Below are 25,530 nucleotides of genomic sequence, written 5' to 3'. Positions count from 1 at the left end.
AATCCGCTTTTCTGGTGGCCGGCACCGAGCGCGGTGTGGTTAACGGGCCCTGCCGATCATCAGCAAGATGCCGCCGATCTGCGGCAGCAGCGCCAGTAGCATCAGGCGCAGCAGGGCGAAACCATCGGCCTGCAGTTTGATTGTTCCCGCAGTGAGCCAGGTCAAGACCTTAACGGCTGCATCGCTCTGCGGGTCTGCTGTGTGTTCAACTGCACTCAACGCAGCATCGAGCGCGCGCTGTCGGTCCGTCACGGCTTGCTCGCGCTCGCGACAGAAGCGGCCGACTCCATTGGCGCATTCTCGGTTACGTGACGCCACGGCGTCACGTAGCGCGTCGTGCGCCATCGTTACTGCGGGGGTGACGCGTGACGCTCTGGCCAGGGTGACCTCGGCGATGTTGACGGAAGCGAACCCGATGCCGGAGGTAACGGCGAACACGAAGGTCATGGACCATACCAGCCAAGCTACCGTGGCGGTGGCCCGCTGACGTGAGTGCCAAAGCCGGACCGCGGCGGGCGGTATGAAGAGTGCCGCGAGATCGCTCGCGATGCCGATCGCGAGGAAAAGCCAACCGGCCAGATCGGTCGAGCCCAGCGTCCGGCCGAACCAGCCGTTCATCGTGAGACCGACGCCAGCGAGCGCGAGAGCTGCTGCCATCAAACCGTACGAGCTGACCGGCCGCCACACCGTCACCTCGCGGCACTGCTCCGTGACGTCCGTGACATTCGCGGTGAAAGGTAACGTAACGGGGAGGGTGACGGGCGCGACGGGTGTAACGGTGACGGGCGTGATGGGCGTAACGGCGACGGGGGTGACGGTGACGGGGGTGACGGGCGTAGCGGTGACGTTGGGTGTGACGGCCGAAGCAACCGGCACACCCTCGAGCAGAACGGGCGGAGCCAGCGCAATCTGACGCTTTTGCCGCTCACGCTGCCGATAAGCGCGCTGTCGTTCGGCGCCGCTCTTCGGGCGCCGAACTTCGGGCGTCAGGATCCTTGATCCGTCAGTGTCGTCAGTCATCGGACGCCGCTCCTATCTCTCTAGCTAGACCGGATCGTTGCCGGCGAGGGATTCCCCGAACGGCTCCTGCGTGGCGTGCGTTGCCCACGAACCCGTGGGGTTGGCGCGGTCCAGCAGCTCGCGGGCGACGGCGCCCAGGCCGGCGGCCTGCAACACTGCCATCTGGAATGCGTCGCGAGCGGCGAATTCCTCCTCCGAGAGCTCTTCGTCGAGGAGGCTAAGGGGCGCTTCCAGATCGCGGCTCAGGAAGTGCCGCCAGTCGCGAAATCCGCACAGGCGGGCGGCGAGTTCGACGCAGGCGTAATGCTTGAACTCGACACCCAGGTCGCGCAGCACTTTGCGCAGCCTCTTTGCCAAGCCCTTCACGCGCTTCTCGGACATCATAATGATCATCGTGTTCTCCTCTTACTGGTTGTCGTTGGGGACGGTGTGGTCGGCCGCGCCGTAGGACTGGCGCCAGCGTTCGATGTCGTGACCGAGCTCGATGAGGCTCGAGAAGCGCTTGCCGTGCAGAAAGGCGCCGAGGTCACGGACAAGGGGCTCGGTGAGAGCCTTTGTCCGGGGCCTCGAGCCATAGACGATCGAGATGCGACGCTGCTCGGCCCAGGTTCGGAGCGCGGCGCGACCGTGACCCAAGTCGTGATCGATCCAGATCTCCTCCGGCTTCCCCGAACGGTGGACGAGCCGCTCCAACGCGCCGACGACGTCTTCAGGCATCGCGACCGACACGGTCACGCTCAGCGGAAGGCGCGCGTCGACGTAGATATCGGCCACCATCATCAGGAACGGCCGGCAATCGAGATCGAGGGTCGCGAATTCGATGGCCCATGCCCGGTTGTGGCAGGTTGCCCCGCGGGCGGGCGACAGGAAGGGCGTGGTGTCGAACTTCATCTTGAATTCCTTTCTTGGCTTCTAGGACTGGGAGATGAGCTTCTGGATCTCGGCTGCTTGCCTACCTCGCGGTCGGCCGAGCTTGATGCCGAACCGCTTCAGCGCATTCCAGACGGCGATCTTGCTCGTCTTCACGCCGCGGCGGGTGACCACGTCGTAGATCTCCGCGAGCTTGATGTTCGGCCTTGCGGCGACGAGCAGGCGGAGAAAGTCTTCGTGCTTATCGAGCTGTGACCGGAAGCCAAACTTGCGCTCGGCCGTGGCGCCGGTGTCGCGCCAGACTTCGAACCAACGCTTGGCCTTGCGGTAAGGCAAGCCCATCGCCTCGGCCGTGGCCTTCGGTCCGGCGCCGGCGGCGACCGCGGCGATAAACCTGGTGCGGACGGTCTCGGGCGCCTCCGCGAGTGCGGCCTTCTTCCCGGCAGTCTCACCGATGACCTCGGTCAGCAGCGGCTCGACGGCGAGGCGCAGGTAGCCGAAGTCGCGGTTCTCTTGCAGCGCGATCTCCGGATGGACGCCGCTGGACCGCAGCCAGGTAGGCACGCGGCGAGGATGCATGCCGCTCCGGTGGGCGATCTCGGCGACGAAGATGTAGACGCCGGCGAGGGCGTGGACCTCCATCGTCGAGTAGGGGGTGAATCCGGGACCCCGCGGCGGCAGCAGCTCGGGCCTTGCGTGAGCCAGGCGGGAGACGAATGCTACGTTGACGTGCAGGATTTCGGCGGCGGTCGACTGCGCGATCCATTCGGGCGGGTTGCAGTCCGGGGGAGCGCCGATCACGTGCTCGGACACGCCGGCGACGAACGCATCGACGTCCTCGACGGCGAGGCTGAAGCGGAGATTGCGGCTCTTGGTGCCCTTGTCGAGGATCTCGACGTCGCCGGCGACGATGGCCGAGATGATGGCCGCCCAGGGCGTCTCGCCGGGCCCCATCGAACGGGCGGCGTACGCGATCGAGTGGCATTTGTCGCCGGCGGGGCGGGCCTTCGACCAGATCTTGTCCATGAGCTCGTCGACCGAGGATTTCGTGTAGCCGCGATAGCCGGGCACCAGCCCGCAGACCGGCCCTTTCAGCCGGCGGATCAGGCCGCGGTCGACGAGGCTCGGCAGCACCGTAACCGGAAGCCCGAGCCGGCCGGCCGTGGCGAGCTCGCTCAAGGCGTCCTTCATGTCGGCGAGGAGAGGCAGCACGTCGGCAACCGCCATGCGGACCGGCGACCGCACGTTCGCACGGACGACGGGAATGAGGCCGCTCTTCGACAGCCGCTGCACGACGAAGCGCCGGATGCCGAAGGTCTTGGACAGCCCCTCGATCGTCATCATCGACGGGTCGGCGTCTGCGCCCTTGCGCACCAGGTAGTCGTTGCGGCTCGTCGTCTGCATGGACGCCTTGATTATGCCGCCGAGCAGGCTGCGGATTTTCGGTTCGATGTGCTTGTCGTAGGTGACGTAGGCCAATGCCCCCAATTCCTTACGACGTCCGTAGTATTGGGGCCGCTTTTCCATGTCGGCGCGGTAGTGCTCGCACAGCGCTGCGGCGCCCTTCTCGCCACCGATGATGGCGCGCCCGCTGATCGCGAGCAGCTCGGGCGTCAGCGCGTCGAAATGTTCGCCGCTCTTCCCGCGTCCCTGGGCGCTTTTCGCGCTGCGGGCCGGGTCGAGCGTGAGGCCCGATGCGAGCGCTATCACGGTCTCGAACAGATCGCCGTTCGAGAAGTCGCGCCATGCTTCCGGCAGCAGCCGGCGGGCGGCCGCTTTCTTCACGGGATCCGGATCGACGAGCCCGACCACGAAACCGTAGGCCTCTTCGTCCTCCACCGACGCGACCGGCTGCGGAAAGTCCCGCAGGTCGGCATCGCATTTGTCGCAGAGGGTCGGCACGTCGGCGCGCAGCCAGCGGAGCTTCCGCGCGCACGCCGGACAGACGCCGAGCAGCTTCTCGTTGGTCTGGAAGTCGTATGGGAGAGGGCGGAGCTCCCAAAGAGCGCGGTGATACTGAGCGATCCCGAGCGCCCTCGGCGACACCCGGCGATATCTGGTTTCGCGGAAGTGAAGTCGAATCTGGGTGCCGAAGAAATCGATGCTTTCGGAGTGGGAGTGCGAGAACTCGCCGGTCCGGTACGTGCGCAAGGCGATGTCCTGGGGCGTGCATCCGATCAGGGTGGCGATACGCGCGATCTCGTCCGGGTCCGTCAGCGTCGTCGCGAGCGACACCGCATTGCCCTTGGTGACGTCGGCGAGCTTGAGCAACGTGGCGTGGTTCCTGACGGCCGTGACCGAGAGCGCGCGGCCGAGAAAGCCGCGCAGGCTCTCGTCGACGAACGGCGCGCCGACGGTCGCGATGAATTTGAGAGGGGCCGCGAGTGTCATGCGGCGTCCTTGTCCTTGCCGGAGCCCTTCTTTTTGGCTTCGGCCTCCGCCTTGAGGCGGCCGAGCGTCGCCTTATGCGGCCCTTCCGCGAAGGGATCGAAAAGGGGGCGCAGCTCTGTGGCGTTGAACGCCCTGAAGGCGCTTTCGAAATCCGCCCACTCGAGGGAGGTGCGGCCGCGGCGGAACGTGCGTTCGAGCGCGATGCGCAACACCCGGCACGCGATGCCCGGCACGCCTTCGCACATGTCGTAGATCTTGGCGCGGTCCTCCAGGGTGGAAACCCAGCCGAGCGCCTCGTCGACGACGCCGCGCTTCACCATCTCGTCTTCGACACGCTGCAGGAACTTGAAGAAGTAGGCGCGGTCTCCTGCCTTCGTGATGTCGAACGGGCGCAGCGTGGCGTCTTCGTCCGCGACCGTGCGGGATTTCAGCTCCCGCGAACGGAACAGGCCGAGCATCTCTTCCGTCCCGACCAGGACGACGCTGAAGATGCCTTCGTTCACCATGGTCTTCAGCAGCATCGCCATGTTGTGGCCGGTCTTGCCGCCGTCGTGGCGAAGCAGTTCGTGCGCCTCATCGATGACGAGCAGGAGCGTGCGCTTGATACGCGCGATCTCGTAGATGCTTCGGACCACGACCTGCGCGTTGATCGGGCCGGACCCCGGAATGATCTTGTGCGCGGCATCGCCGTAGCTCTCGAGCGCCAGCGCGAGGAAGGCGCGCGAAGTTCTGACGCCGCGCATCGTCAGCAGGAGCACGGGGATGTCGTCCTCGGCGAAGCTCGGGTCGGCGTTGATCTCGTCCACGACCTTCCCGATCGAGGTCGACTTCATCGAGCCGCTGGGGCCGACGATGGGGAGCACCCAGAGCTCCCGCATCTTGCAGGGGCGGCCCTTGGCCGCCGCCCGTCGGGCTTCGTTCGTGTGGACCACGCTGCTGGTATTGCCCAGCAGCCACTGGATCTTCTCCCGTATATTGCCGAGCCGGGGATGTTCGATGAGGATCGAGTCGAACTTCGCCAGACGCTCGATGCCATCCTTAACCTTGTCCATGACTTCCTCCGATTACTTGCGCTTGGCGCGGGAGACCCGCGTCGCGACCTTGGTCCTGGCCGCGGCCGCCTCGGGCCTCTTCGCGCGCTTGGGGGCGAGAAGCGCCGGCTTGGTGGGCTTCCGTTTGCGGGCAGGCTTCTCGGCCGTCTCGATGCTGTCGCCGGCGCGGGCGAGGAGGCTGTGCTCGGACGCCTTGGCTGCGAGCTTCTCCCATTGGCGCCGGATCGCTTGGGCTGCGTCCGCACGCTCGGCGTCCGTGGCGAATGCGAAGGGCACGTCGTTCGCGTGATCGGCGACGGCGGCGCGCTTCGAGGGGGACGTCTTGATAGGCTCGGCGGCGGGAACGGTGATCCACCGCGCCGCGGGCTGGGCGCTGCTGTCCCACACCAGGATGCTCGACGCGTCTGAGGGGTCCGCCATCCTGAACTCGACGCGGCTGCGCGGCGGCATCTTCGACCGCATCTCGGCCAGCTCCGGGCTGTCGAAGCGGATGCGGTTGAAGAGGGTGCCGGACGGCGTCAGCGTCGTGCGATGCGTGGGCACGGGCGGGACGTCGGCGGCGGCCTCCTCCATGGCCGGCGTCGCGTCGGCGAAGCCAGGCTCGGCGGCCGCTTCGTGTTCGTCGTTGCGGAACAAACCGCGGAGGCGGCCGATGATGTTGCGGGCATGAGTGCGCATGTCGGTGGTCCTTTCTGCTGCTACCAGCCTTCTTCGGTGGTGGTTTCGTCTTCGGGTTGCTCGGTGGGCGCCGTGGCGGGGGCCTCGTCGGGCTCGCCCCAGCCGACGTCGTCGCCGTCGTCGTCGACGGCGGGAGTGCCGCGCGCGTGCGGGTCGCCGGTCGGATCGCCGCGGCGATTCTTGACGTAGGCGTCTTGCTCGGCCTGCTCGGCTTCGGCCTTCTTGCGCTTCTTCGTGCGCTGGCCCTTGGCGACCGTCGCCTTGCTCGGCGTGCGCCCCTTCGGCGGCTGTTGATCGCGGTCGAGCAGTTCGGCGGCGAGCTGGTCGGGGACACCTTGGGGCTCGACGCGGTTGAGGCCGGCGGTCGACGCCTCGACTTCGACGTCCTTGATGTCGTCGATCGTGATCTCGGGCAGCTCGTTGGTCGTGGTGTCGTCGAACTGACCGAGGTGCCAGGCGAGCCCGCGCCGCGCCTGGCGGCTGTTGCGCATCGGCATCTCGCCGGCGAGCTTCTCCCAGTGCCGCCGCAGCCGGTTGTAGGCGTCCCAGCGCTGCTCCTCGGTCGAGAACTCGAGGTCCTGCGCCTTCGCGAACTCGCGCAGGCGGTCGTGATGCCAGAAGCTCAGGCCCTTGAGGAATTCCGGATCGGCGTTCGGCATCGTCACCCAATACGGCTTGGGATCGCCGCCGCGATTCCAGACCGAGATCGAGGAGGCGTCGGCCGGATTCCATTTGACGATCACGTGCGCGCGCGACTGCCCGAAGGTGCGCGGGTCCTGGCTGCGCTTCTTTTCGTAGCGGACGAGATCGTTCAGGAGCAGCGAGGTGACGGTTTCGTCATGCCAGCGCATGTTCTTGAACCTGATGCCGGCGCCGGAGATGGTGGCGGTGTCGACCCGGCCGAGGATGTGGTCGAGGGCCTTCACGTCGCCGATGAACGGGCGGCGCTGGATCGCGAGGCCCTCCTGCCAGACGCGGGCCGGGACGGCGCCGATGCCGTCGTGCCGGTCGTAGATGTAGACCTCGATGAATTCGTGGATGAGCTCGTCGAGATCGTCCAGCGTGACGAGCGCGTCCTTACTTGGGTCGAGACCGACCTGACGCATGACGTAGGGGTTGTAGCGGACGGCGCCGGCGAGCTTGTGGATGACGCCTTCGTTGACCGTCCTGAAGAAGCGCTCGCCGATCGATTTGTATTGGGGCGTGTCGCCGGGCGCCCAATGGATGTCGGTGCCGACGTTGCTCATGGCGTGCTGGAAAGACGGCGCCTGGTGTGCCCAGTCGCGATCCAGGAGCAGTTCGGTCAGACGGCCCCAGCCGTCCCACGGGCGCTTGATCCAGGGATAGAGGCGCTGGACGTAGTTCTTATTCTTGTTCACCCGCTTCAGCGTGAGCAGCGCCGAGTACAGCGACGGCGGCTCGAACGTCAGGCAGTAGCCGAGCGGCATCCTGGTGGCGACGTCCAGGCACACGTTGAACTGCGGGCGGCCGAGCGGCATCAGCGTCGTGGAATCCAGGACGAAGACGTCGAGCGTCGTCGAATCCATGATGCCGAGCTCGAGCGGGCGCTTGGCCGAGATGTGCCGGCGGAAGCCGTGGATCTTGCGCCAGGCCTCGCGCGGCGTCGTCTTGCGCGCCAGGTTGTCGTAGGTCATCGCCTTGTCGATGCGGCGGCGCAGGACTTCCGCCTTCGGCAGCTTGAACCGCTTCTCCTCGGGCAGCCCGCGATTGAGCTCCTTGATCTCGTCGACCAGCAAGCCGAAGGCATCCTTGTGGGTGATCGGACGGGCGCTGAAGAAATAGCCGACCGCCTTTTTCATCACGACTTCGACTTCGTCGGCGCAGCGGCGCTTCGAGCACTGGCCCGTCATCTTCCTGAAGGCGGCGAGCGGGCGCTCGCCGGGCCGGCCGCAATGCTTGGCATAGTGGCGCAGCCGCGCGACCTGGACGCGGAAGGGCTTGTCCTTGCCCGGGGGGATGTCGTTGGTTTCGAAGCCGAGCTGGAAGCAGATGGGCCGCCAGCGGCTGATTAGATTCTGAAGTCCGATGTCGCCGAGCGGCCCGCCGCCTTCCTCGTCCCACTTCTTGGTATAGAACTGGAAGGCGAGCGCCCGCCGGCCCTCGGCCGTGCTCTTGGCCTCCTTCTTCTCCTCGGTGTCGTCGGGATCGGTCCAGCCCTCGCCGGGACCGAATTCGCGTAGCTCGATCGGATTGCCCTCGGCGTCCTGCTGGACGAGCCGGATCTCGCCGCGGCCGTGCATCTGGACGAACTTGTGCTCGAGCAGCGGGAATTCCTTGGCTCCCGGCGGCTTGAACATCATGACGTTGTGGTTTTCCCAGCGATCGAACCGGATCAGCCCCTTTTTCGGGTGCTGAAACAGGTCGCCCTTCTTGACGTCGATCGTGGACATTCGCATCGCCCCTGCAGTGGTCCAGCGATCACTCGGGACGCGCGCCGCTGTCCGGCGCGCCGTCCGGACGGGCCGGGTCCGACGGGATCTCGGTCGGGCATCCCCAGGCGTCCCACTCCGTCTCATGGATGGCCTGCCGCAGCGCGAGCAGCGAGCTCTCGATGCTCAGCGGCTCGAAACCGACGTGGTGACCGAGCGGCGCTCGCGTCGCGAGGTCGAAGAACACGGTGAGATGCGGACGGAGCGACGGCATCGAGGCCTTGGTCGGGCGGGATACGGACATTTTGGGTCTCCTCATTTGCTGGTTTGGATGGCGGCCTCTTCCGTCAGCACGACGGAAGTCCGCTGGGTGATGCGAAGATCGATGTCGACGCGCACGTGGCGGCGCACGATCAGCGCGCGCAGGCGCGCGACGCCGTTCGGGCTCCATGGATCGTCGGTGCGGCTGAGGGCGGCGACGGCGTCGCCCCACGTCATCGCGTCGCCGCAGCGCCAAGCGGCCTCGCCGAGGCGCAGGTAATCTTCCGCCGTGACGGCCGTGAAGCGATCCATCCGGATCTGCTGCGCGTTGGCGAGCGCGTGGCCCTCGGCGAACTCCTTCTCGGCGACGACGACGCGGAATTTCCAGTCGCGAAGCCGGCAGACGGAACGGGCGAGCCACAGCTTGAAGCCGTAGAGAGGGTCGCGCTTGAGATCCTTCTCGGTCTTCTTGATCTCGACAATCTCGATCTCGCCGCCCTCGAAGGAGAGCTCGAAGTCCGGCAGGTAATGCAGGATGCTGCCGTCGCTCATCAGGAATTCGAATCGGAACGGCTGGGCCAAAAAGTTGCGGACCTCCCAGCGCACCTCGCAGATCCACATGAACTGGCGCTCGGCGATGGATTCCCATCCGAACGTGCGCCCCGCCTTCAGCGAGTTGAAGTTGCCCGTCGGCTTACCGACGACGGCGGCGACGATGGTCCGCAGCGGCCCGCCTCCCTTGGCGCGCACGATGCGGACGGATTCGAGCTTGGGACGCTTCTTCGACATTGCTGCTGCGGACCAGCCGGGTTCCGGGCAAAGCTCCGCCGTTCGCCGGAAAAGGGTTTCAGGCGGTGGCGCTGAATTGCTGGGGATCTGGGAGAAATCCGGAGGCGAGCAGACTTGCCTTCCCCGCGTCGAAATGCTCGACTGCGGGTCTCAGTGAGGCGGTCTGCTCGCTCCCGGGTTCTCCCAGGTTCGACTTACCCCTGACGAAGGGCGGCTCCGTTGACGCGGGGTCGCCTTTTTCGTTTGGGCCTATCGGGGTCGTCCGTCTCCTTTCCGGTTGGGCCCTGGGTTTCGTCTACGTGCGCGAACCTGACGATCGCGATCGCCAGGCGCAACGGGAATCTCAGCCGGATTCAACCAGCCAGTTGTGTTCGCGAAAATGGCGATCGTAGATTGGGCGCGTCCGCCGGCGCGTCCGGCGACGGCGGACGGCGCCGATTCCGGACCTCCCGCACGCGCGCGAAAGGATTTGTGGTTTGCAGGGCGCGCTCGGAGGGAATCTGCGCTGCGAGGCCGCGGAATCGAAACTCTCTCTCCGGAGACCCGAAATTCGAATCCTTGGAATCCCGTCCGGCTCGGACTCCGCCGCCCCGTCGCAGCGGGCGGTCGGTTTGCGCCGCGACACCCCCCTCGGCCGCCCTCGGAATCGGATTCCCGCCGGCCCCGACGACGCTGTGGAAAACTCCGGGTGGCCAGCCGCTCGGAGCCAGTTTTTCCGCGCTCGGCTCCCCGAAAACAGTCCGTTGCCCTCCCGTTCGGAGGCCGGGCCGCGGCCCGGACCGTTCCGGAGAGCCGTCCCGCCCCGGATTCCGGGGCGGGACGCCCCCGACCGCGTGGTGTTGCCGCTGCCGATTGGTGGATGGACCACATGCTCTGCTATTCCGATGCCTTGGAGACCCAATCGGCCTTCATGGCCTCCTCGCTGGCCCGCTGCAGGAGAGCCCAGACGCGCTGCCGACGGTCATGGTCGAGGACCCGGAATCGGGCGACGCCGGCCGGCGTGCCGATCAACGGATTGGCCAATTCCATGGCGATGACGCGATAATCCGACACGTCCGCCAGGTTGCTGTCGTTGCCGATGTGCAGCGTCCCGATCGGCCGCCGCAGCGCGCCGAGGCCTCCCGGCCACAATTCGATCGTCACGACGAGCATGGCTGGCGCTCCTTCTGGAAGTCGCGGTGGAGGCGTAGCGCCGCGGCGGCCGCGGCGAGCCGCTGCACGATCCGCTGCGGCCCGGCGCCGGGACGGAACGCCGCGACGACGTCGTCGAGGTCGAGGTCGGCCGCGATGGAATCGTCGAACTCCCCGGGCGTGCGCCTGGCGAAGCGGGTGATGGCGGCCTTCAGCACGGCGCCGGTGGGAGGCGGGATCTGGATCGTCATGTCGGCGGCGCCGATCAGAGATCGGGGAAGCAGGCTGAGATCGGCGGCGATGCCCACGACGGACTGGCCGGCCGATAGGGCGAGCGACACCGAGGCGGAGCTGGTGGCGAAACCCCTTTCGCCCGCCGTGGGACCGTGCCGGGTCTGCTGCAGCCACCGTTCGCCGAAAGCACACCGGAAGTAGAGCGAGACGGGCATGACCCAAACCGGGGTCGGCACGTAGACGATTGCGCATAGCGCCTGGTTGTGGCGAAGCCGGCGGCGCTGGTCCGCAGTGGTCGCGGCGTCGAAGGCCGCTCCGACGACAGCGGTCACCGCTTCCGGGCGGTAGCCCGGCGGCGCCGCCTCCTCCTCGGGGTCGAGCTCGAAGTTTCCCTCGATCTCGGGCTCGTCGTCCTCGAACCTGCCGAGCTCTCGGTCGTAAACGCTGTCGATCAGGACCGTGCCCTGGGGCTTCGCGCCTTTCGGGGGCATGCGGATAACGGTGCCGGAGGAGCGACCTCGTGTAGGTTTTTTCATGTGCGGGATCTCACGTGAGTGGTTGGACCGAGCGGTCCGGAGGTCAGGTCGAGTTCGAGGAGGTCGGCACAGGCGAAAGACATCACCGCCGGCGACGGATCGATGTCGCTGCGGACCGTCTCGAGCAGACGGCCGAGCTCCATCGGCCCCTCGTCAGCGAGAGCCTTGAGGATGCGCAGGCGCAGCGGGAGGGCGACGGGCTTGTCCTTGTAGGACCAGACCAGGCGGACGTTGGACCGGCGCGGCTCGGCTCTCAGGTCCTCGGCGGTGACGACGAGCTGGCGAAGACCGAGATCGCGCAACGCGATTTGGATGAGTCCTTCCTCGTCCAAGTCGCGAACACGGCGGGCAGGCACCACGTCGAGGTGGAAGCGTCCGTCGAGCCGCGTCAGGACGACGGCGTCGACGTCTACTTGCGCGGACCCAGCATTCGCCGCCGCAACGTGTGAGATCGTTTGAACCGCCGAATCGAGCGATGCGATCGCGAGCGCGTCTTGGAGCGCAGGGTGTCGCGCGGGGACCGGGGCCGCGGTTTTGGCGGACGAGAAGAGGTGGGGGCGGCGGGGCTTGGGGGAGAACATGACGAGGCATCCGGAACTATGGAAAGGGCGAAGCGGATCTCGGTGTGTTTCTAGTCGGCGTCGGTCATGGTCGGCCCTCATATCTCGATGATGAGCTTCTCGTTGAAATTCGGGTTGTCCCAAGTAACGTCGCGCGGCATCCACGGGCCGTAGCCCTTTGCGTTCGACAGGACTCGGGTCTCGCCGATCACGGCGTCGAAGGACTCATGGGTGTGCCCAAAGAGCCAGAGATCCGCAGGCCGCAGCGCGCCGCGGCCGTCGTCGGGCGCCGGCACCATCAGTCGCGTCAGGTCGCTGCGGTAGGCCGGGTCCATGGCGCGGTCGCTCTCCGGCCGAGGCGCTTTTGAAGCCTGCCGCACCGGCGCATGATGGGTGACGACGACCAGGCGGTCGTCGCCGCGCGGCTTGCGCATTTCCTCCTTCAAAAAGGCTACCGATTTGAGGTGTCGCGTGAGGGCGTGATGCGGCAGGAAGCGTTGTTGGTAGTGATTGATCCGGATCTTCTTGTGATCATTCATGCGCTCGCCGGCGAGCGCCATCGCGCCATGCGGGTCGCCGTGCAGGGCGAAGTCGGTCCAGAGGGTCGTGACTGCGAAAATGACGTGGCCCACGCGCAGGGTCTCGTTCTGCATAACGTGGATGTTCGTGCCGGCTGCAGCGATTCTGGCCTTCTCAAGATCGATGTCGATGTCCTGTCCGTACGGCTCATGATTGCCCATGCAGTAGATCACCGGCCGGTCAGGCACTCGCTCGATCAGCCAGCGGACGCCGCGCTCGGCGCGCGGGATCAAGTCGCCGGCGACGATCATGACGTCGAAATCCGGCCGCGCGTCTCCGGACGGCAGGTCCCAGCCGCGGCTGAGTTCGATGTGGAGGTCGGACATGGGCCAGAGGCGCATGTCAGCCCTCCCGCCTTCGCGAGGGCGACGGCACCTCGGTCAGCGTGTCGGTCTCGCGGTCGTAGTGCGCGAAATAGATCTCGGCGCGGCACCTCCTGAACCGGCGCACGTTCTCGGATCCCGCCCCGTAACGGGGCGGGACGATTTCGCCGACAGCGTCCTCGGCGCAGCGGGTTTCAAGCCAGCCCTTGTTGTTGTACAGGCGGGCGGCGCCGCCGCTGATCTCACACGTGCAGGCTGACCCGGCGATCGCAAGATTTACTGCCTGACCGATCGTGTCCTCGGTGTCCTCGGAGGCCTCGGCCGTCCAGTTGGCACGGAGGACGCCGAGCTTCTGCCTGATGCTTACGAACTCGAAGGTCTCGCCATCGCGCAACGCGCCTTCGATCCGGCGGCAGAGCCGCTCCATGATGTCCGCCCAACCGCGTCCGCAGAACGGATAGCCTGCCGAGCGCAAAGGCTCGTCGACCTTCACCACGAAGAGGCGCCGATGACGCAGCATAAGGTCATGTCCCCAGTCCATCGCCATCTCACTCTCCCTCCTCGATCGGAAGGGAGGCGGGATCGACCTCCGAGAAGGCGTCGGTGTCCCGGTGGTAGCGCCGGCACGTGACCTGGCTCCGATTCCCGGCGACGTAGCTGACGATGTAAATGTTCTCGAGCCCCGGCTTGACCCCGGCGGGCGTCCGACCCTCGGCGTGCGCAGGGCAACGGGTCGTCAACCACCCGCCGTCGTGCAGGCGGCCCAGCTCTCCGCAGACCTCGCAGCAGGTCGCGCTGCGGGCTTCCGCCAGCGCGATGGCTTCTTCGACCTGGATGGTTGCCGCTAAGGGTAGCCTGCCGCTCCAATAGACGCGTAGGCTACCGTACTTTTCTTTGATCTGGCTGAATCTGAAGGTGCCGCCGGAGCGGACCGCGATCCGGATCCGAAGGCACATCCGGTCGAGCAGGTCATGCCACCCAGGGCCGCACTCCGGCACGCCCCGGACCGGCAATGTGGTATCGCATGGCGGAGAGAACAGGTCGCGGTGAGCTTTGATGAGCTCGGCTTTCCAGTTGAGTGTGTATGCCATCGAATGTCACCACGAAGATGGTGACTCGTTCTTATATAAATATATAACTATATAAATGTATCTTATGATCCCTTGACACGTCTATCTGCGCCGGGCAGGCGTCGAATGAGTAAAAACCGAATATTTTGCGTTGGAGGCGCGGGCAAATGGACTTGCGGTACGTTGCCAGCCATGGGACTCTTTTTGTGGGGTCTCGATTGGGTACGGTAGCCAGAATGGCTAAGGAAGTAACGACAAAGCGAAAGAAGCGAACGCCGGTTGGCGATCGCATACAGTTTCTAACGATGATGTCGCCGGAGATTGTAAAGCAGATCAAACACGCCGCCGTCGAGGAGGATCGTGCTGCTTGGGACGTTATGGAAGAGGCCGCGACCGAATGGCTGAAGCGACGAAAGGCCAAACGCGGAAGTTAAAATCGGACCCGCAATTACCGCGCGTTTGAACTTTCGGCTTTTCTCTTTAAGATTTCCAGGCGGGAGGAGACAAGCTGCTGCCAATATCGTTCGGCCAGCCTGGCGGGACTCGCAAGAGGAGCCGGAGCGCCCGGTCCCATCGATAGGGACCTATAGTCCGGCCGTGAAATAGTGCGGGAGTACGCAGGTCACTCAGACCGCAACCCGGCAGTCCGAGCATATGACGAGATGGCGGAGAGAGTGGGAATCTCCTCCCTACAGCGCCCTACGCGCGAAAACCGCCGAAAAACAAGGATTCCCGAAAAGCCCGGCCGGATTCTGTGACCACCGCTGTGTACCACCGGCTCGGCGATTCGGACCGTCAATCTCGCCTGATTTCGAGGCGTTTCGATGCGCTCCTCGCCGACCGGTCGGATCGCTTCCTGGCAGTTGACTGCCACTCCCCATCGGCGTTAGCGCGAGTACCCGGCCTGTTGCCCGGACTTGTCCGCGCTGACACGCCATACTGCATTTCCGGTGTCATCGGCGACCAGCATCGCGCCGGTGCGGTCCAGTGCCACACCTACGGGCCGGCCCCGCACCGTGTCGTTGTCGCTACCAAGGAATCCGGTGACGACCGAGACCGGTTTACCCTCCGGCCGACCGTGCACCAGCGGTACGAACATCACCTGATATCCGTTGACCGGGCTGCGGTCCCAGCTGCCGTGTTCACCGACGAAAACGCCGTTAGTGAATTTGGGGGACAGCGTCTCGCCTTTGCTGAACGCAAGGCCGAGCGCGGCCACGTGTGAACTCAGGCCGTAGTCCGGCTCGACCGCCTTGGCCACCAGATCGGGTCGCTGCGGATGGACTCGGACGTCCACGTGCGGGCCCCAATAGCTGTAAGGCCAGCCGTAGAAGGCACCGTCCTGAACGGCGGTGAGATAGTCTGGGACGAGGTCCGGGCCGATCTCGTCACGCTCGTTCACGACCGCGAACAACCGGCCCGTGTCGGGATCGATCGCCAGATTGGTCGGATTGCGCGTGCCCGACGCAAAGATTCGCTTCGCGCCGGTCAGGCGGTCGACTTGGTAGATAGCGGCGCGCCCCTCTTCGGCGTCGAGACCGTTTTCGGTGATGTTGCTGTTGGACCCAACGCCGACATAGAGCTTGGACCCATCGGGGCTGGCGGCCATCGCTTTGGTCCAATGGTGGTCGATCGGTCCGGCCGGAAGGTCCGCGAGCTTCACACCGGGCTCGGTGATCTTGGTCTGCCCGAGCGCGTACTTGAACGCCATGATCGCGTCCGTGTTGGCGACGTAGAGGGTGCCGTCCACATACGTGACACCATAGGGTGAGTGAAGATGGTCAACGACAATCGTCTGCTCCTCCGGTTTGCCATCGCCGTTGGCATCGCGAAGCAGGGTGATGCGGTTGCCGCCCTTGCCTGCCGTTCCAGCCCTCGCCTTCACCTTGCCCTGGATGAAATCCTTGGGTCGGAAAGGCGTGGTGCCCGGACTGTTACCCTCGACGACGAGGACGTCGCCGTTCGGCAGCGGGTAGACGATGCGAGGATGCATCAGCCCTGTGGCCATCGCCTCAACTTTCAATCCTTCGGTGACGGTTGGCGTCTCCCCCGGCTTCCAACCGATCTCCTTGGGGACGCTCATGGGGGGCAGCAGATAGTTCTGAGGCTCCGGAAGGTAGGGATCCGCCCCGTATTGCCGCATGGGATCGCCGCCTTGGTCGCAGGCGGTTAGCGCAACTAGGGCGAAGAGGGCCGGCAAGGCTCGAAGCATTGCATGAGTCACAGGCGGTCTCCGCTCGCGGTGGTACGAAGCGTGGTCACCTTCCAACCTCTGGCGGCGGCCATCAGGAGTACAATCGTCACGATCGCAGAGAGCGAAATTCCCTGCGGCACGACAGAAGTCCAGGCATCGCGGCTGTGAACGAAAACATTGAGGAGGGACAGCAGGGCCGCCACTGCGACGAGCAGGAACGGCATCCAGTTGATCCGTCCGGCTCGGCTGGTGAGAAAATCGATGATTAGGGCGATCGTGGCGACGAGAGCGAGGACCAAGCCTGCAGCAATCAACCACGCCGACGAGTTGGCCCACTGCCAGTTCGATGTATTCCAGTACATGATATCGGTGGCCAACCCGGCGATAAGCAGGGTTGATCCGGCGCCGATGAAGCCGGGATGGAGCAGTGATTTGGGACCGCCTGCGGGCGCCAATCTGGCCATGTGCTCTCCGAAACATTGCGGCCGCCGCCGCAAGTCGGCGTCCAGCGACTAATCTGTCTCCAGATGTTTCGTTCCTTTTACCCTCGCTTGCCAAAAAACGGGTAGAGTTAGCCGTGTGAAGCGCGAGGTGCGATCTCGATCAGGTTCCCGTTTCGATTTCGTTGCGGACCTGCCCGTGCGCGACGACGGCGAACAAGCCGGTCCCGCCGATGAGATTGCCGAGGAGAGCCGGAAATATAAAGCCGCAGGTTGCGGCGATCGTGGCCTGCCCGGTCAGCATCAGCAACCAGGCTTCTGCCGAGCCTGCCACGACGTGACTGAACCCTCCCAGCGCTATCGCGTATGTGACGATCAGGATGACCCAAAACTCGCTGCCGCGTGCGTTCGGCAGTGTCCAGGCGATCGATGCGACGAGAAAACCTGCCGGTGTGGCGAGCAGCAGCGTCGTCACCCAATCGTGCGCCATTATCGGTGTTGAAATTTCGACGGCTGCGGCAAGCTGATCGCGTCCGACGATGGCGCATCGCGCGATCAAGAAGGCGACGAACATAGTGCCAGCCATGTTCGCCACGAATACCGCAATCCACAGCCGGAGCAGGCGTCGCAGATTGCGAAAAGTAGGGTGGGTCGCGAGCGGCAGAACCGCCGTCACCGTGCCTTCCGTGAACAACTGAAGTTTGCCCAGAATGACGATGATGAAGCCAACCGGGTAGCCGAGGAAGACAATTAGGTCGGCCCACTCGGCTCTCGGCAGATGTATGTGAAGCGACGTCTCGACCAGAAGCGACGCGGAGATCGCCACGCCAGCCGCAAAGCCGGAAAGTATCAGCGATTGAAGAGATCGGCTGAGTTCTTCGTCTCCCTGCAGCCGTACCACCTCGTGGACGACCTTCGCGGACCCGGAACTCCTCTCGCCCACCGATCTCTTGTCGTCGTCGGACATGGTGATCGACGGTTGTTGCTCGCTCTCCGGGGGGCTTCTCTTGTCGGACATATGTTATTTCCGGTTCTCATCGATGATAGCCGTGCCGCCGGGCGTGTGCCGGGGCGGCCCCGCGCCGCGCCAAGCCACGGCAGCAACCGGGACTGAAGTTCGATCCTTGGTCGAGTAGGTGATCGTTGGCGAAGTACGCTTACTCGGACGAAAGCCTAAAGATTTCGCCCGGCTTGAGCTCGACCTCTTCGAACATCCTTTGCTGCTTTTCGGAAAGCACGGCTGGAAGTATTTGCGCTGTCCAGCCCTCCGGAACTGCCGCGAGGACCAGCGTCACAGCCTGATTTGGCTTAGCCAGGGCAAGCCAAATCTCGGTTGTGAACCCGGAATCCGAGGTCGCCTCTATGAGAGTGAACTCCTGACCGAACGATTCTGCCATGAGGGTCAACGCCCCCTTGGAGCAACAGTTGCTGGGTTCAGTAGCCTCAACCGGGCGGCTTTAATCCAGGCGACTTCAGCCACTCGCTGATGTGCGAGCCAGTCTCACATTGTCGGGCCTTCCGGATGACTTGCTCGCGTGCGGGCCCGTGTGGAAGCAGTCTGGCTTCTTCGCGCAGACGTTTTGCCTCTTCGGCGAGACGCTCTTCCAACGATCTAGTTTGCTTGAAACGACGCCGCTTCAGCATGGCGCTGCTCCCTTTCTCGAGAGGGCGGGAGCGCTATCGGCGTTCTCATCACAGATAGTAGCCAGGAACCGGGCTGTGATGTCCACAACCGTGCGCCCATACCCGTAGCCGCGCAACGCCTATGTTTCGCACCCGTTCCGGAACTCTTCAGGAATGGCTCAAAGGGCGTAAGCGGCTAAGTCCGATGATTGAGTCCAAAAGTATCTCGACGACCGAGTTTATTGAGCTTCCATGCTGACGACCGCCGGCTTTGGTCGAGTTGAACGTCGGCCGTCGTGCTGCAGTCCCCGAGGGCAGGGAAAGGGCGGCCGCCGCACGCTTAAAGCCCGCGACGGCCGTGACGTCACCGAAGCAGCATAATCAGGATGATGAGTGGGATCGGAATGCCGACGAGCCAAAGCAGAATGGGCATGGTTCTATCTCCTCAGTTTTTTGCCAGTGATGGTTGAGCGGTCGCGGAGCGCTTCTTCCCCCATGTCCCGTCGCGAAGTCCGCCGCCTTCCGTGGCGGCAAGAGTCGCGGAAAATGCACCGACGAACAGCGACAGCGTCAGCCAGATGGCCGTTTGCATCGCGGCCTTGCGAGCGGCATCGAGGTCGGCTTTGGCTTGGGTCACGACGTCGTTCACGCGCTTCTCGGCATCGGCCTGGCTGAGGCCGGTGCGCGCGGCCACTACTTTAGCGATGTAGGCCTTGTCGTTCGCGTTCACATCGCTTCCGGTACGGAAGTCGGTAGTCAGCAGGCGCACCATCTCTGGCCGCGGATCAGATTGTCCCTGTGCCTGTGCGGACGGATCGTTGGGACGGAGCAGCGTGTCGACGTAACCGGCCATCGGGCCGGAGTTCGCGGCGCTTGCTGCGCCCTGAGCGGCGCCGCCGAGAGCGTTGCCGAGAAGCGTAGTGGCGGGTGAGGCCAACAGCACCGCTCCGAGGACGGATGCGACCGCCCACGCCAGGAAGCCGTGGGCCGTGTCCCTGAACAGGACCTCGGTCGTGTGGACGCCGACCCACTTCGTCCGGAGACGCCCGGCGAGATAGCCGCCGATCGAGGACGACAACATCGCCATCACGATGAAATAGAGGCCGGTGCCGATCTTGAACGTCGTCGCCGATACGCCGGAATTGCCCCACGGCGACACGACCGCGAAGCCCATGCCCATGCCGAAGGATAGCAGGACGAGGGTTATGGCGAGCGAAGCCGCGGCACCCGCCAGGACGGCTGCCCATGACACGCCGGCAACCGACGGTTCGACGATCTCCTTTGCCGCCGTCTGTGCGAATCCTTCTGCCATGGAGCTTCCTTCCTTGAGACCTCGATGCCCAAGAAATGCGCAGCTTGGCGGTAAGTTCCTCCGATGAAACTTGCGAGACCACGACTTGAACCATCCTCGGCGATTTCGATGCCCAGTGCATGCGGTCGAGTTACCCGACGCATGCGTGTCTGGATCGATGCTACTGACGCGGCCGTGTATCAAGCACGCAGCGATCAAGGCTGGCTCGAGCTCCATAAGAGCGGTACCTAGTGCGGCTGCTCGGCGACCCGCGCCGACGTCGTCGGCGAGATCCGCTCCGATCGCGCGATGCCCCCGCGCCCATCCAAGGCCCACCTCCGGATCACCTCACGAAGCAACCCGCGTTACTTCAGATATCCTCTCGGAGTCCCCTGAAAAAGGGGTGCCGAACCTTCCCCTCGGCCGACTTCGCGCGATACTCGACCTCGGCCTTCAGCTTGGGCTCGACCCAGATGCCTTTGTGCGCGACCCGCTTCGCGAATGCCTGCGTCTTCCGGACGAGCGGCTCCAGACGTCTCCGAAGCTCCGCGGTGGAGGCCTTGTCGAAGCCGTGGTCGACCTTGCCTGCGTAAACGAGATCGTCACCCTTCCGACGGCCGACGTAGAGGCCGTCCCACTTCGAGCCGTCCAAGGCGAAGCCGGCGATGGTCAGCGTCTCCCGCTGGGCGCAGGTCTTCTTCACCCAGTTGTTGCCGCGGCCGCTGGCGTACGTGCTGTCGCGGACCTTCGAGACCACTCCCTCAAATCCGAGCTTGCATGCGTGGGCGAACATCTCGGCGCCCTCGATCTCAAAGCTCTCGCTGAACTGGACATCGGTCCCGGCGACGATCTTCTTGAGCTCCGCCTTACGCTGGTAAAGCGGAAGCTTCCTCAAGTCGCGGCCGTTCAGGTAGAGCAAGTCGAAGGCGGCGAGGACGATGCGCTTCGAACTCCCCCGTAGCTCGTTCTGCAGCACCGAGAAGTCGGTGGTGCCGTCGGCGGCCGGCACGACGATCTCGCCGTCCACGACCGCGGAGCTCGCCTTAATGCGCCAGGCGTCGTGGGCGACCTTCTTGAAGCGATCGGTCCAGTCGTGGCCGCGGCGGGTGAACACCTTGACCGCCTCATTGTGCAGATGGACCTGCACGCGGTAGCCGTCGAATTTGATTTCGTGAATCCATCGCGCTCCGGACGGCACCCTATCGATCGAGGTTGCCAAGGCCGGCTCGACGAAATCGGGGAATGGCGCCTTGACACCGATGTCGGCCGGCTTCCTACGCGCAAACGCCACGAACGAACTCCACGCAACAAACGTGATTCAAAGTGGCACGCACCGAATCGTTCCGGAACCAGTGAATCCTTGTGACGTTGCTTCGGCATCGTTCAACGAAGGAGCCGACCATGGCAAAGGCAGCAAAGAAGACGGCGCGAGGACGCAAGCAGGATCGGGCCCGCGTCGCCGGCGGACAGAAGCACGAAGTCGGCTACGAAGCCAAGAAGACCGGCCGCTCCGCTTCCGCCGTCAAGAAAGCGGTCAAGAAGATCGGCAACACCCGCAAGAAGGTCGAGAAGCGTCTCGGGCGGTAGCCCCCAATCGCTGGTGTCGAAAGTCTGCCCCCCTTCTCAGACCCTGCAAGAAAAGCGGGTGAAGGCGGTCAGCCGCTGCACGCCGGGCTCGACGTCGCGCATGTAGATCTCGCTCCGCAGGAACGCGATCTCTGTGTCGACGGCGGCCTCGTCGACATCCAGGTACCAGGACTTGGGTCTGCCGTCGCTGCCGTCGTTCCAACGGTAGCCGCGCTCCTTCAGCGAGTCCTTCAGCTCAAACGGCGACTGCTCGGCCCAGACGCGCATCGTCGGCTTGCGAGCCTTGTCGAGCAGGAGCGCGAGCGCTGGCGCGCCGGTCGTTGGCAGGACAAAGTCCAGGACCTCGAGCAGAGCGTGACAATCGTCGACGGCCCTGTGGGCCTGGTGGAAGTAGCCCGCGCCGTTCAACAGGTAGCCGAGTTGCGCACCCGCGAATCCGTGCGCGCGCCAATCGACCTCGGTCGCGCTGCAGCCCCAAGCCATGCCCTCGAAGACCGGCCAGTATCGTTCGGCGAACTTGCGATCGAAAGCGGAGTTGTGGGCGATCGTGATCACGCCGTCCTCGACGAAGGCCAAGACCGCCGCATCGTCGATTCTGTGACCGGCCACCATCTCGTCTGTGATGCCGGTCAGGGCCGTCACCTCGGCCGAGATGGGACCACTGGGCTCGTTGAAGGCGGAGAAGACATCCCTGACGCCGACGATGCGGCCGTTAGCCAAGTAGTCGAACTTGACCATACCGAGCTCGATGATCTCGTCCTTGCGGTGATCGAGGCCGGTCGTTTCGGTGTCGAGCAGGACGCCGGTCTTGACCTCCTGCCCGTTCGCCGGCGTGTACGTCGGTCTCGCGACCAGGCGCCGTAGCACGCGGTAGTCCGTCGACCGGCCAAGTGCGTCGGCCATCGCGGCCAAGTCCAAAAACGTCTCATCTCGGAGGGGCTGCGGCAACACGTTCATCGGCCGACAATACCGACCAAAACCTCGACGAGGTACCCGAAAAACAGGCGATTCACGACGTTTTCGGATGCACCCGGGCGCGCTGCGGGCGGCTGACCAATTTTCCTGTTGGTCCGCGCGCTGCATGTCGGAACCGGCAGGCCTCGTTCGTCTTGAATCCAGCACCGTCCACCCGGAGTACCGCGTAAATGGCCCCCCGCGCTAATTGGAAAGGCTTCCTCCGCCTGTCGCTCGTCACGTGCCCGGTGGCGCTGTACCCAGCGACGTCCGAGTCCGAGAAGATCAGCTTCAACCAGCTCAACCGGGCGACAGGCCATCGGATCAAATATCTGAAGGTCGACTCGGACACCGGCGACGAGGTCCCCAACGAGGAAATCGTCAAGGGCTACAAGGTGGACACCGACACATTCATCGAAGTCACCAAAGAGGAACTCGAGAACGTCGCCCTGGAATCGACCCGGACCATCGAGATCGACGAGTTCGTCGACAAGACCGAAATCGATCCGCGCTACCTGATCCGCCCCTACTACCTGCGTCCGGACGGCAAGGTCGGCCACGATGCCTTCGCGGTGATCCGGGAGACCATCCGCGAGATGAACAAGGTCGCGATCGGGCGGGTGGTGCTAACGAACCGCGAGCACATCATCGCGCTTGAGCCGCTGGACAAGGGCCTCATGGGGACGCTGCTGCGCTACCCCTACGAAGTGCGAGATCCGAAGGAGTATTTCGACGAGATCGATGACGTCAAGGTCACCAAGGACATGCTCGATCTCGCCCGGCACATCGTCGAGCAGAAGGCCGGCTCGTTCGAGCCCGACAAATTCGAGGACCAGTATGAAACCGCTCTGGTCGATCTCATCAACCAGAAGCGGGCCGGCAAGCCGATTACTCCGAAGGAGCGCCCGCGCGGCGAGAACGTCGTCGACCTGATGGACGCGCTTCGCAAGAGTGTCGGCGGTGCTGCTGCCGAGACCAGGGCCGGCCCCAAGAAGGGTACCAAGAAGCCGCGCAAGGCGGCGGCCGGCCAGAAGGAGATGCTGATGCCGATCGCGGGCAAGAAGCCCGCGAAGGAAGCGGCTGCGAAGAAGCCGGCCACAGGGGCCCGGCGAAAGTCGGCGTGAAGTATACGGTGACACCAGACGGCCGCTACTTCGTCGTTCGCGGACGTCTTTGGCGGATGGCCAACCAGGCGCTCGGCGAGGACGAACGGTCCAGGCTGACGAAGCGGCTGATGGCGGCCAGGCGTGCGGTCCGCACCGCGAAGATCGAGAACGACCAGAGCGCCGAAGCGGCCGCCCATCGCGCGGTGGACGAGGCCAAGAGAGCTCTCGGCGAACGCGGGCCAGTTTGGTGGGAGGACGGCGCTCCGGACCTTAACCGCCATGTGGCTAAGAACACGATCTACGCCGACTGGTATGCGAAGATAGGGCGGTCCCGCCCAGGAGGATCCTGAATGCCCAAAGCCGCCATCTTCGACGTGGACGGGACCCTTATCGACTCGGTCGACCTCCACGCTCTCGCCTGGCACGAAGCCATGGTGAAATTCGGTCACGATGTCAGCTTCGAGCAGGCGAGGAGCCAGATCGGCAAGGGCGGGGACAAGCTGATTCCGCATTTCCTCACCGCCGACGCGCAGCGCGACCACGGCAGCGAGATGGAGGAATGGCGCGGCAAGCGCTTCAAAAGCGAATATTTGCCGCTGGTGCGCCCCTTCTCCGCGGTCCCCGACCTACTGCGGCGCGTGCACGATGCCGGAATCCGCATCGCGATCGCGTCCTCCGCCAAGAAGGATGAACTCGAGAAGTACCTCGATATCGCCGGCATCACCAATCTCGTCGACGTGACGACCAGTTCGGACGACGTAAGGGAATCCAAGCCGGCCCCCGACATCTTCGAGGTCGCTCTGGGCAAGCTCGGGATCGGAGGCGGAGATGCCGTCGCGATCGGAGACACCCCCTACGATGCCGAGGCGGCGGGCAAGGCCGGCATCCTGACGATCGGCGTGCTCTGCGGCGGGTTTACCGATGCGTCGCTGCGGCAGGCGGGATGCGCCGAAGTCCGCCCTGGGCCGGCGACGTTGATGGCCTGCTTCGCGAGTTCCCTCCTCGCGAAATAGACGCCCATCATCGCGTTATGTGGCGCCGGCGGTGTCTTGGCGGCTATTCCGCGGCCGCCCGCGATGCGGAGCCGCTCGCAGCTTCGCGGATGGCGGACATGACTTGGTCGGTTGCCGTCTGCTGAATCATGTGACCGTTTTCGCGAATTCGGTGGAGGCTGCTGTGTTGTACAGCCGAATGCAGCCTGGCTGACTGGGCTTCGATGTCGATCAGCCGATCCTGATCGCCGGCAACGATTACGACCGGCATCTTCAGATCGGCGTATTGCCCGCGCATCGCGAACGCGTCGGGCACCATCATCGCCGCTTCTTCCGACGACGCTCTGATCTGCGACGGACGAAGCGCCATCTCCTTCGGAAACGCCCCGAACTTTTCCGGCACGGGCTGGGGTCCGAAGATCTTCCGCAGCGCCATCGGCCAGATCGCACGATTGAACAGGGGCGACACGGTGTGGCTGAGGATGTCACCCACCAACGGCAGGGCAGGCGCAAGCGACGCGATCGCGTCGAGTCTCAGGGTCGGATAGTAGTATCCGGACGCGAGTACCAGCGCGCGAACCAAAGCAGGATGCTTGATCCCCATTGCGGCCGCGACCGAGGCGCCCCAGGAATGGCCGAGGACGATGGCCTTCGAGATTCCCAGCTCCGCGAGGACGTGCGCGATGAGGTCGGCCTGCACGTCGAGCGTCCATACTTTGCCGTGTGGCCGGTTGCTGTGACCGAAGCCGGGGCGATCGAACGCGATGACGCGGAACTCCTTCGCCGCCAGATCGACGAGACCGCTCGATTCGAAGTCCTGAGCCATACTGCCGTTCCCATGGAGCAGTACGATCACATCGCCGGTACCTCGTTCGAGGTAGTGGAGGCGGACTCCGTCCACTTCGACGAACCGCCCCGACGGCGGATTGTCCCGTTCTGCTTTTTTTGACAGGTGACGGTTGAGAAGTGCCGTAATCGCCAAAGCTGCGATTGCGATCGTCGACGCGGTCGCCAACGATGTTCTGCCTCCGGATGCGTAAGGCATGGAGCGGCGAGCGCGTCTGATGGAACGACTGGGGTTCATGATTGTATCCGGTCCGGCTGCACGATCCGGATTTTGAGAGATTTTTGAAGGGCGGAAGGGGACTGCGCTCCAGTTTTTGCCACCGGGCGAGCGGGCATATTGGGCCTCCCGAGACTAATCTCGGTCCATTGAATGGCCTGTGCCAGCCGGAACCGAGCGCTCAACCTTACGTGTTCCCTGATGCGACGGCGACGACTACCTGCCATGGTCTGTCTGGGGCGCCGTTTGAGCGCGTTGCTTGTCCGCGGGCTGCTCCTCGCCGCGCTGTGTTTTGGTGATGCCTTGATCTGAATGCTTCATGGTCCGTTCTTTCGGGGGACAGGGTCGGACCACCTCGTGCTGAACACAGGTCGGCGGATACCTGATGGCGGGGCA

28 protein-coding genes are annotated in these 25,530 nt (G+C 64.5%); 5 read left to right on the top strand and 23 right to left on the bottom strand.

Annotation, left to right across the window (positions count from 1 at the left end):
- Positions 1-39 precede the first annotated feature (39 nt).
- From JQ617_RS29240 to JQ617_RS29170, 15 genes are all read right to left on the bottom strand, one after another.
- Complete coding sequence (locus JQ617_RS29240) at positions 40-1,020, bottom strand: hypothetical protein (protein WP_212029344.1); 981 nt, start codon at positions 1,018-1,020, stop codon at positions 40-42.
- A 24-nt stretch (positions 1,021-1,044) separates the two neighbouring features.
- Positions 1,045-1,413, bottom strand: a complete 369-nt coding sequence (locus JQ617_RS29235; protein WP_212029343.1) for a glyoxalase superfamily protein — start codon at positions 1,411-1,413, stop codon at positions 1,045-1,047.
- A gap of 12 nt (positions 1,414-1,425) precedes the next feature.
- Positions 1,426-1,911 (bottom strand): hypothetical protein, encoded by a 486-nt coding sequence (locus JQ617_RS29230; RefSeq protein WP_212029342.1) that lies wholly within the window; start codon positions 1,909-1,911, stop codon positions 1,426-1,428.
- 21 nt (positions 1,912-1,932) lie between these two features.
- Positions 1,933-4,281 carry a hypothetical protein gene (locus tag JQ617_RS29225; protein WP_212029341.1) on the bottom strand — a complete coding sequence of 783 codons (2,349 nt, stop codon included), beginning with the start codon at positions 4,279-4,281 and terminating at the stop codon, positions 1,933-1,935.
- Positions 4,278-5,333, bottom strand: coding sequence for an ATP-binding protein (locus JQ617_RS29220; protein ID WP_212029340.1), 1,056 nt, complete (start codon positions 5,331-5,333; stop codon positions 4,278-4,280). Before JQ617_RS29220 ends, JQ617_RS29225 begins: the two co-directional genes overlap by 4 nt.
- 12 nt (positions 5,334-5,345) lie before the next feature.
- On the bottom strand, positions 5,346-6,011 hold the full coding sequence (locus tag JQ617_RS29215; RefSeq protein WP_212029339.1) for a hypothetical protein: 666 nt from the start codon (positions 6,009-6,011) through the stop codon (positions 5,346-5,348).
- 20 nt (positions 6,012-6,031) lie between these two features.
- Positions 6,032-8,422, bottom strand: a complete 2,391-nt coding sequence (locus tag JQ617_RS29210) for a TnsB C-terminal domain-containing protein (protein WP_212029338.1) — start codon at positions 8,420-8,422, stop codon at positions 6,032-6,034.
- A 28-nt stretch (positions 8,423-8,450) separates the two neighbouring features.
- The gene (locus tag JQ617_RS29205) at positions 8,451-8,705 is read right to left on the bottom strand and encodes a hypothetical protein (protein ID WP_212029337.1); all 255 of its coding nucleotides are present in this window, start codon (positions 8,703-8,705) and stop codon (positions 8,451-8,453) included.
- An 11-nt stretch (positions 8,706-8,716) separates the two neighbouring features.
- A complete protein-coding gene (locus JQ617_RS29200; protein WP_212029336.1) occupies positions 8,717-9,451 on the bottom strand; it encodes a hypothetical protein in 735 nt (244 codons plus the stop codon).
- Positions 9,452-10,327: 876 nt separating this feature from the next.
- Positions 10,328-10,603: a hypothetical protein gene (locus JQ617_RS29195; RefSeq protein WP_212029335.1), complete on the bottom strand. Its 276-nt coding sequence runs from the start codon at positions 10,601-10,603 to the stop codon at positions 10,328-10,330.
- Positions 10,591-11,352: a hypothetical protein gene (locus JQ617_RS29190; protein ID WP_212029334.1), complete on the bottom strand. Its 762-nt coding sequence runs from the start codon at positions 11,350-11,352 to the stop codon at positions 10,591-10,593. Before JQ617_RS29190 ends, JQ617_RS29195 begins: the two co-directional genes overlap by 13 nt.
- Positions 11,349-11,933, bottom strand: coding sequence for a hypothetical protein (locus JQ617_RS29185; protein WP_212029333.1), 585 nt, complete (start codon positions 11,931-11,933; stop codon positions 11,349-11,351). The genes JQ617_RS29190 and JQ617_RS29185 overlap by 4 nt, the downstream gene beginning before the upstream one ends.
- 77 nt (positions 11,934-12,010) lie before the next feature.
- On the bottom strand, positions 12,011-12,832 hold the full coding sequence (locus JQ617_RS29180; RefSeq protein WP_212029332.1) for a metallophosphoesterase: 822 nt from the start codon (positions 12,830-12,832) through the stop codon (positions 12,011-12,013).
- A gap of 1 nt (position 12,833) precedes the next feature.
- The gene (locus JQ617_RS29175; RefSeq protein ID WP_212029331.1) at positions 12,834-13,361 is read right to left on the bottom strand and encodes a hypothetical protein; all 528 of its coding nucleotides are present in this window, start codon (positions 13,359-13,361) and stop codon (positions 12,834-12,836) included.
- A 1-nt stretch (position 13,362) separates the two neighbouring features.
- Entirely contained in the window at positions 13,363-13,905 is a 543-nt protein-coding gene (locus JQ617_RS29170; protein WP_212029330.1) for a hypothetical protein, read from the bottom strand.
- Positions 13,906-14,120: 215 nt separating this feature from the next.
- Here JQ617_RS29170 and JQ617_RS29165 point away from each other — a divergent pair, with 215 nt between their 5' ends.
- Complete coding sequence (locus JQ617_RS29165; protein WP_212029329.1) at positions 14,121-14,318, top strand: hypothetical protein; 198 nt, start codon at positions 14,121-14,123, stop codon at positions 14,316-14,318.
- Positions 14,319-14,770: 452 nt separating this feature from the next.
- Here the strand turns inward: JQ617_RS29165 and JQ617_RS29160 are convergent, their stop codons facing one another.
- The 6 genes from JQ617_RS29160 to ligD all read right to left on the bottom strand — a co-directional run bounded on the left by JQ617_RS29160 (position 14,771) and on the right by ligD (position 20,723).
- Positions 14,771-16,108 carry a PQQ-dependent sugar dehydrogenase gene (locus tag JQ617_RS29160; protein WP_502754899.1) on the bottom strand — a complete coding sequence of 446 codons (1,338 nt, stop codon included), beginning with the start codon at positions 16,106-16,108 and terminating at the stop codon, positions 14,771-14,773.
- Positions 16,105-16,542 (bottom strand): DUF2231 domain-containing protein, encoded by a 438-nt coding sequence (locus JQ617_RS29155; RefSeq protein ID WP_212029327.1) that lies wholly within the window; start codon positions 16,540-16,542, stop codon positions 16,105-16,107. The genes JQ617_RS29160 and JQ617_RS29155 overlap by 4 nt, the downstream gene beginning before the upstream one ends.
- 139 nt (positions 16,543-16,681) lie before the next feature.
- Positions 16,682-17,536 (bottom strand): formate/nitrite transporter family protein, encoded by an 855-nt coding sequence (locus tag JQ617_RS29150; protein WP_249157653.1) that lies wholly within the window; start codon positions 17,534-17,536, stop codon positions 16,682-16,684.
- 139 nt (positions 17,537-17,675) lie between these two features.
- Positions 17,676-17,915, bottom strand: coding sequence for a hypothetical protein (locus JQ617_RS29145; RefSeq protein ID WP_212029326.1), 240 nt, complete (start codon positions 17,913-17,915; stop codon positions 17,676-17,678).
- A 671-nt stretch (positions 17,916-18,586) separates the two neighbouring features.
- On the bottom strand, positions 18,587-19,453 hold the full coding sequence (locus JQ617_RS29140) for a hypothetical protein (RefSeq protein WP_212029325.1): 867 nt from the start codon (positions 19,451-19,453) through the stop codon (positions 18,587-18,589).
- Positions 19,454-19,802: 349 nt separating this feature from the next.
- Positions 19,803-20,723: a non-homologous end-joining DNA ligase gene (ligD, locus tag JQ617_RS29135; protein ID WP_212029324.1), complete on the bottom strand. Its 921-nt coding sequence runs from the start codon at positions 20,721-20,723 to the stop codon at positions 19,803-19,805.
- Between the two features lie 110 nt (positions 20,724-20,833).
- Here ligD and JQ617_RS29130 point away from each other — a divergent pair, with 110 nt between their 5' ends.
- Positions 20,834-21,019 (top strand): DUF3606 domain-containing protein, encoded by a 186-nt coding sequence (locus JQ617_RS29130; protein ID WP_212029323.1) that lies wholly within the window; start codon positions 20,834-20,836, stop codon positions 21,017-21,019.
- Between the two features lie 36 nt (positions 21,020-21,055).
- Here JQ617_RS29130 and JQ617_RS29125 read toward each other — a convergent pair whose 3' ends face one another.
- Positions 21,056-21,976, bottom strand: coding sequence for a 3'-5' exonuclease (locus tag JQ617_RS29125; RefSeq protein WP_212029322.1), 921 nt, complete (start codon positions 21,974-21,976; stop codon positions 21,056-21,058).
- A 188-nt stretch (positions 21,977-22,164) separates the two neighbouring features.
- On the opposite strand from JQ617_RS29125, the gene ku reads away from it, so the two are divergent.
- From ku to JQ617_RS29110, 3 genes are read left to right on the top strand one after another with little or no spacing between them, the layout of a single operon-like run.
- On the top strand, positions 22,165-23,097 hold the full coding sequence (gene ku / locus JQ617_RS29120; RefSeq protein ID WP_212029321.1) for a non-homologous end joining protein Ku: 933 nt from the start codon (positions 22,165-22,167) through the stop codon (positions 23,095-23,097).
- Positions 23,094-23,429, top strand: a complete 336-nt coding sequence (locus JQ617_RS29115; protein ID WP_212029320.1) for a hypothetical protein — start codon at positions 23,094-23,096, stop codon at positions 23,427-23,429. Before ku ends, JQ617_RS29115 begins: the two co-directional genes overlap by 4 nt.
- On the top strand, positions 23,430-24,092 hold the full coding sequence (locus JQ617_RS29110; RefSeq protein WP_212029319.1) for an HAD family hydrolase: 663 nt from the start codon (positions 23,430-23,432) through the stop codon (positions 24,090-24,092).
- A gap of 43 nt (positions 24,093-24,135) precedes the next feature.
- Here the strand turns inward: JQ617_RS29110 and JQ617_RS29105 are convergent, their stop codons facing one another.
- Complete coding sequence (locus tag JQ617_RS29105) at positions 24,136-25,086, bottom strand: alpha/beta fold hydrolase (protein WP_249157649.1); 951 nt, start codon at positions 25,084-25,086, stop codon at positions 24,136-24,138.
- Between the last annotated feature and the right edge of the window lie 444 nt (positions 25,087-25,530).

The sequence above is a fragment of the Bradyrhizobium sp. KB893862 SZCCT0404 genome (assembly GCF_018130885.1).
GTDB lineage: Bacteria > Pseudomonadota > Alphaproteobacteria > Rhizobiales > Xanthobacteraceae > Bradyrhizobium > Bradyrhizobium stylosanthis.
The sequence above is the reverse complement of the archived record's forward strand: the minus strand, read 5'-3'. Positions and strand labels throughout refer to the sequence as shown.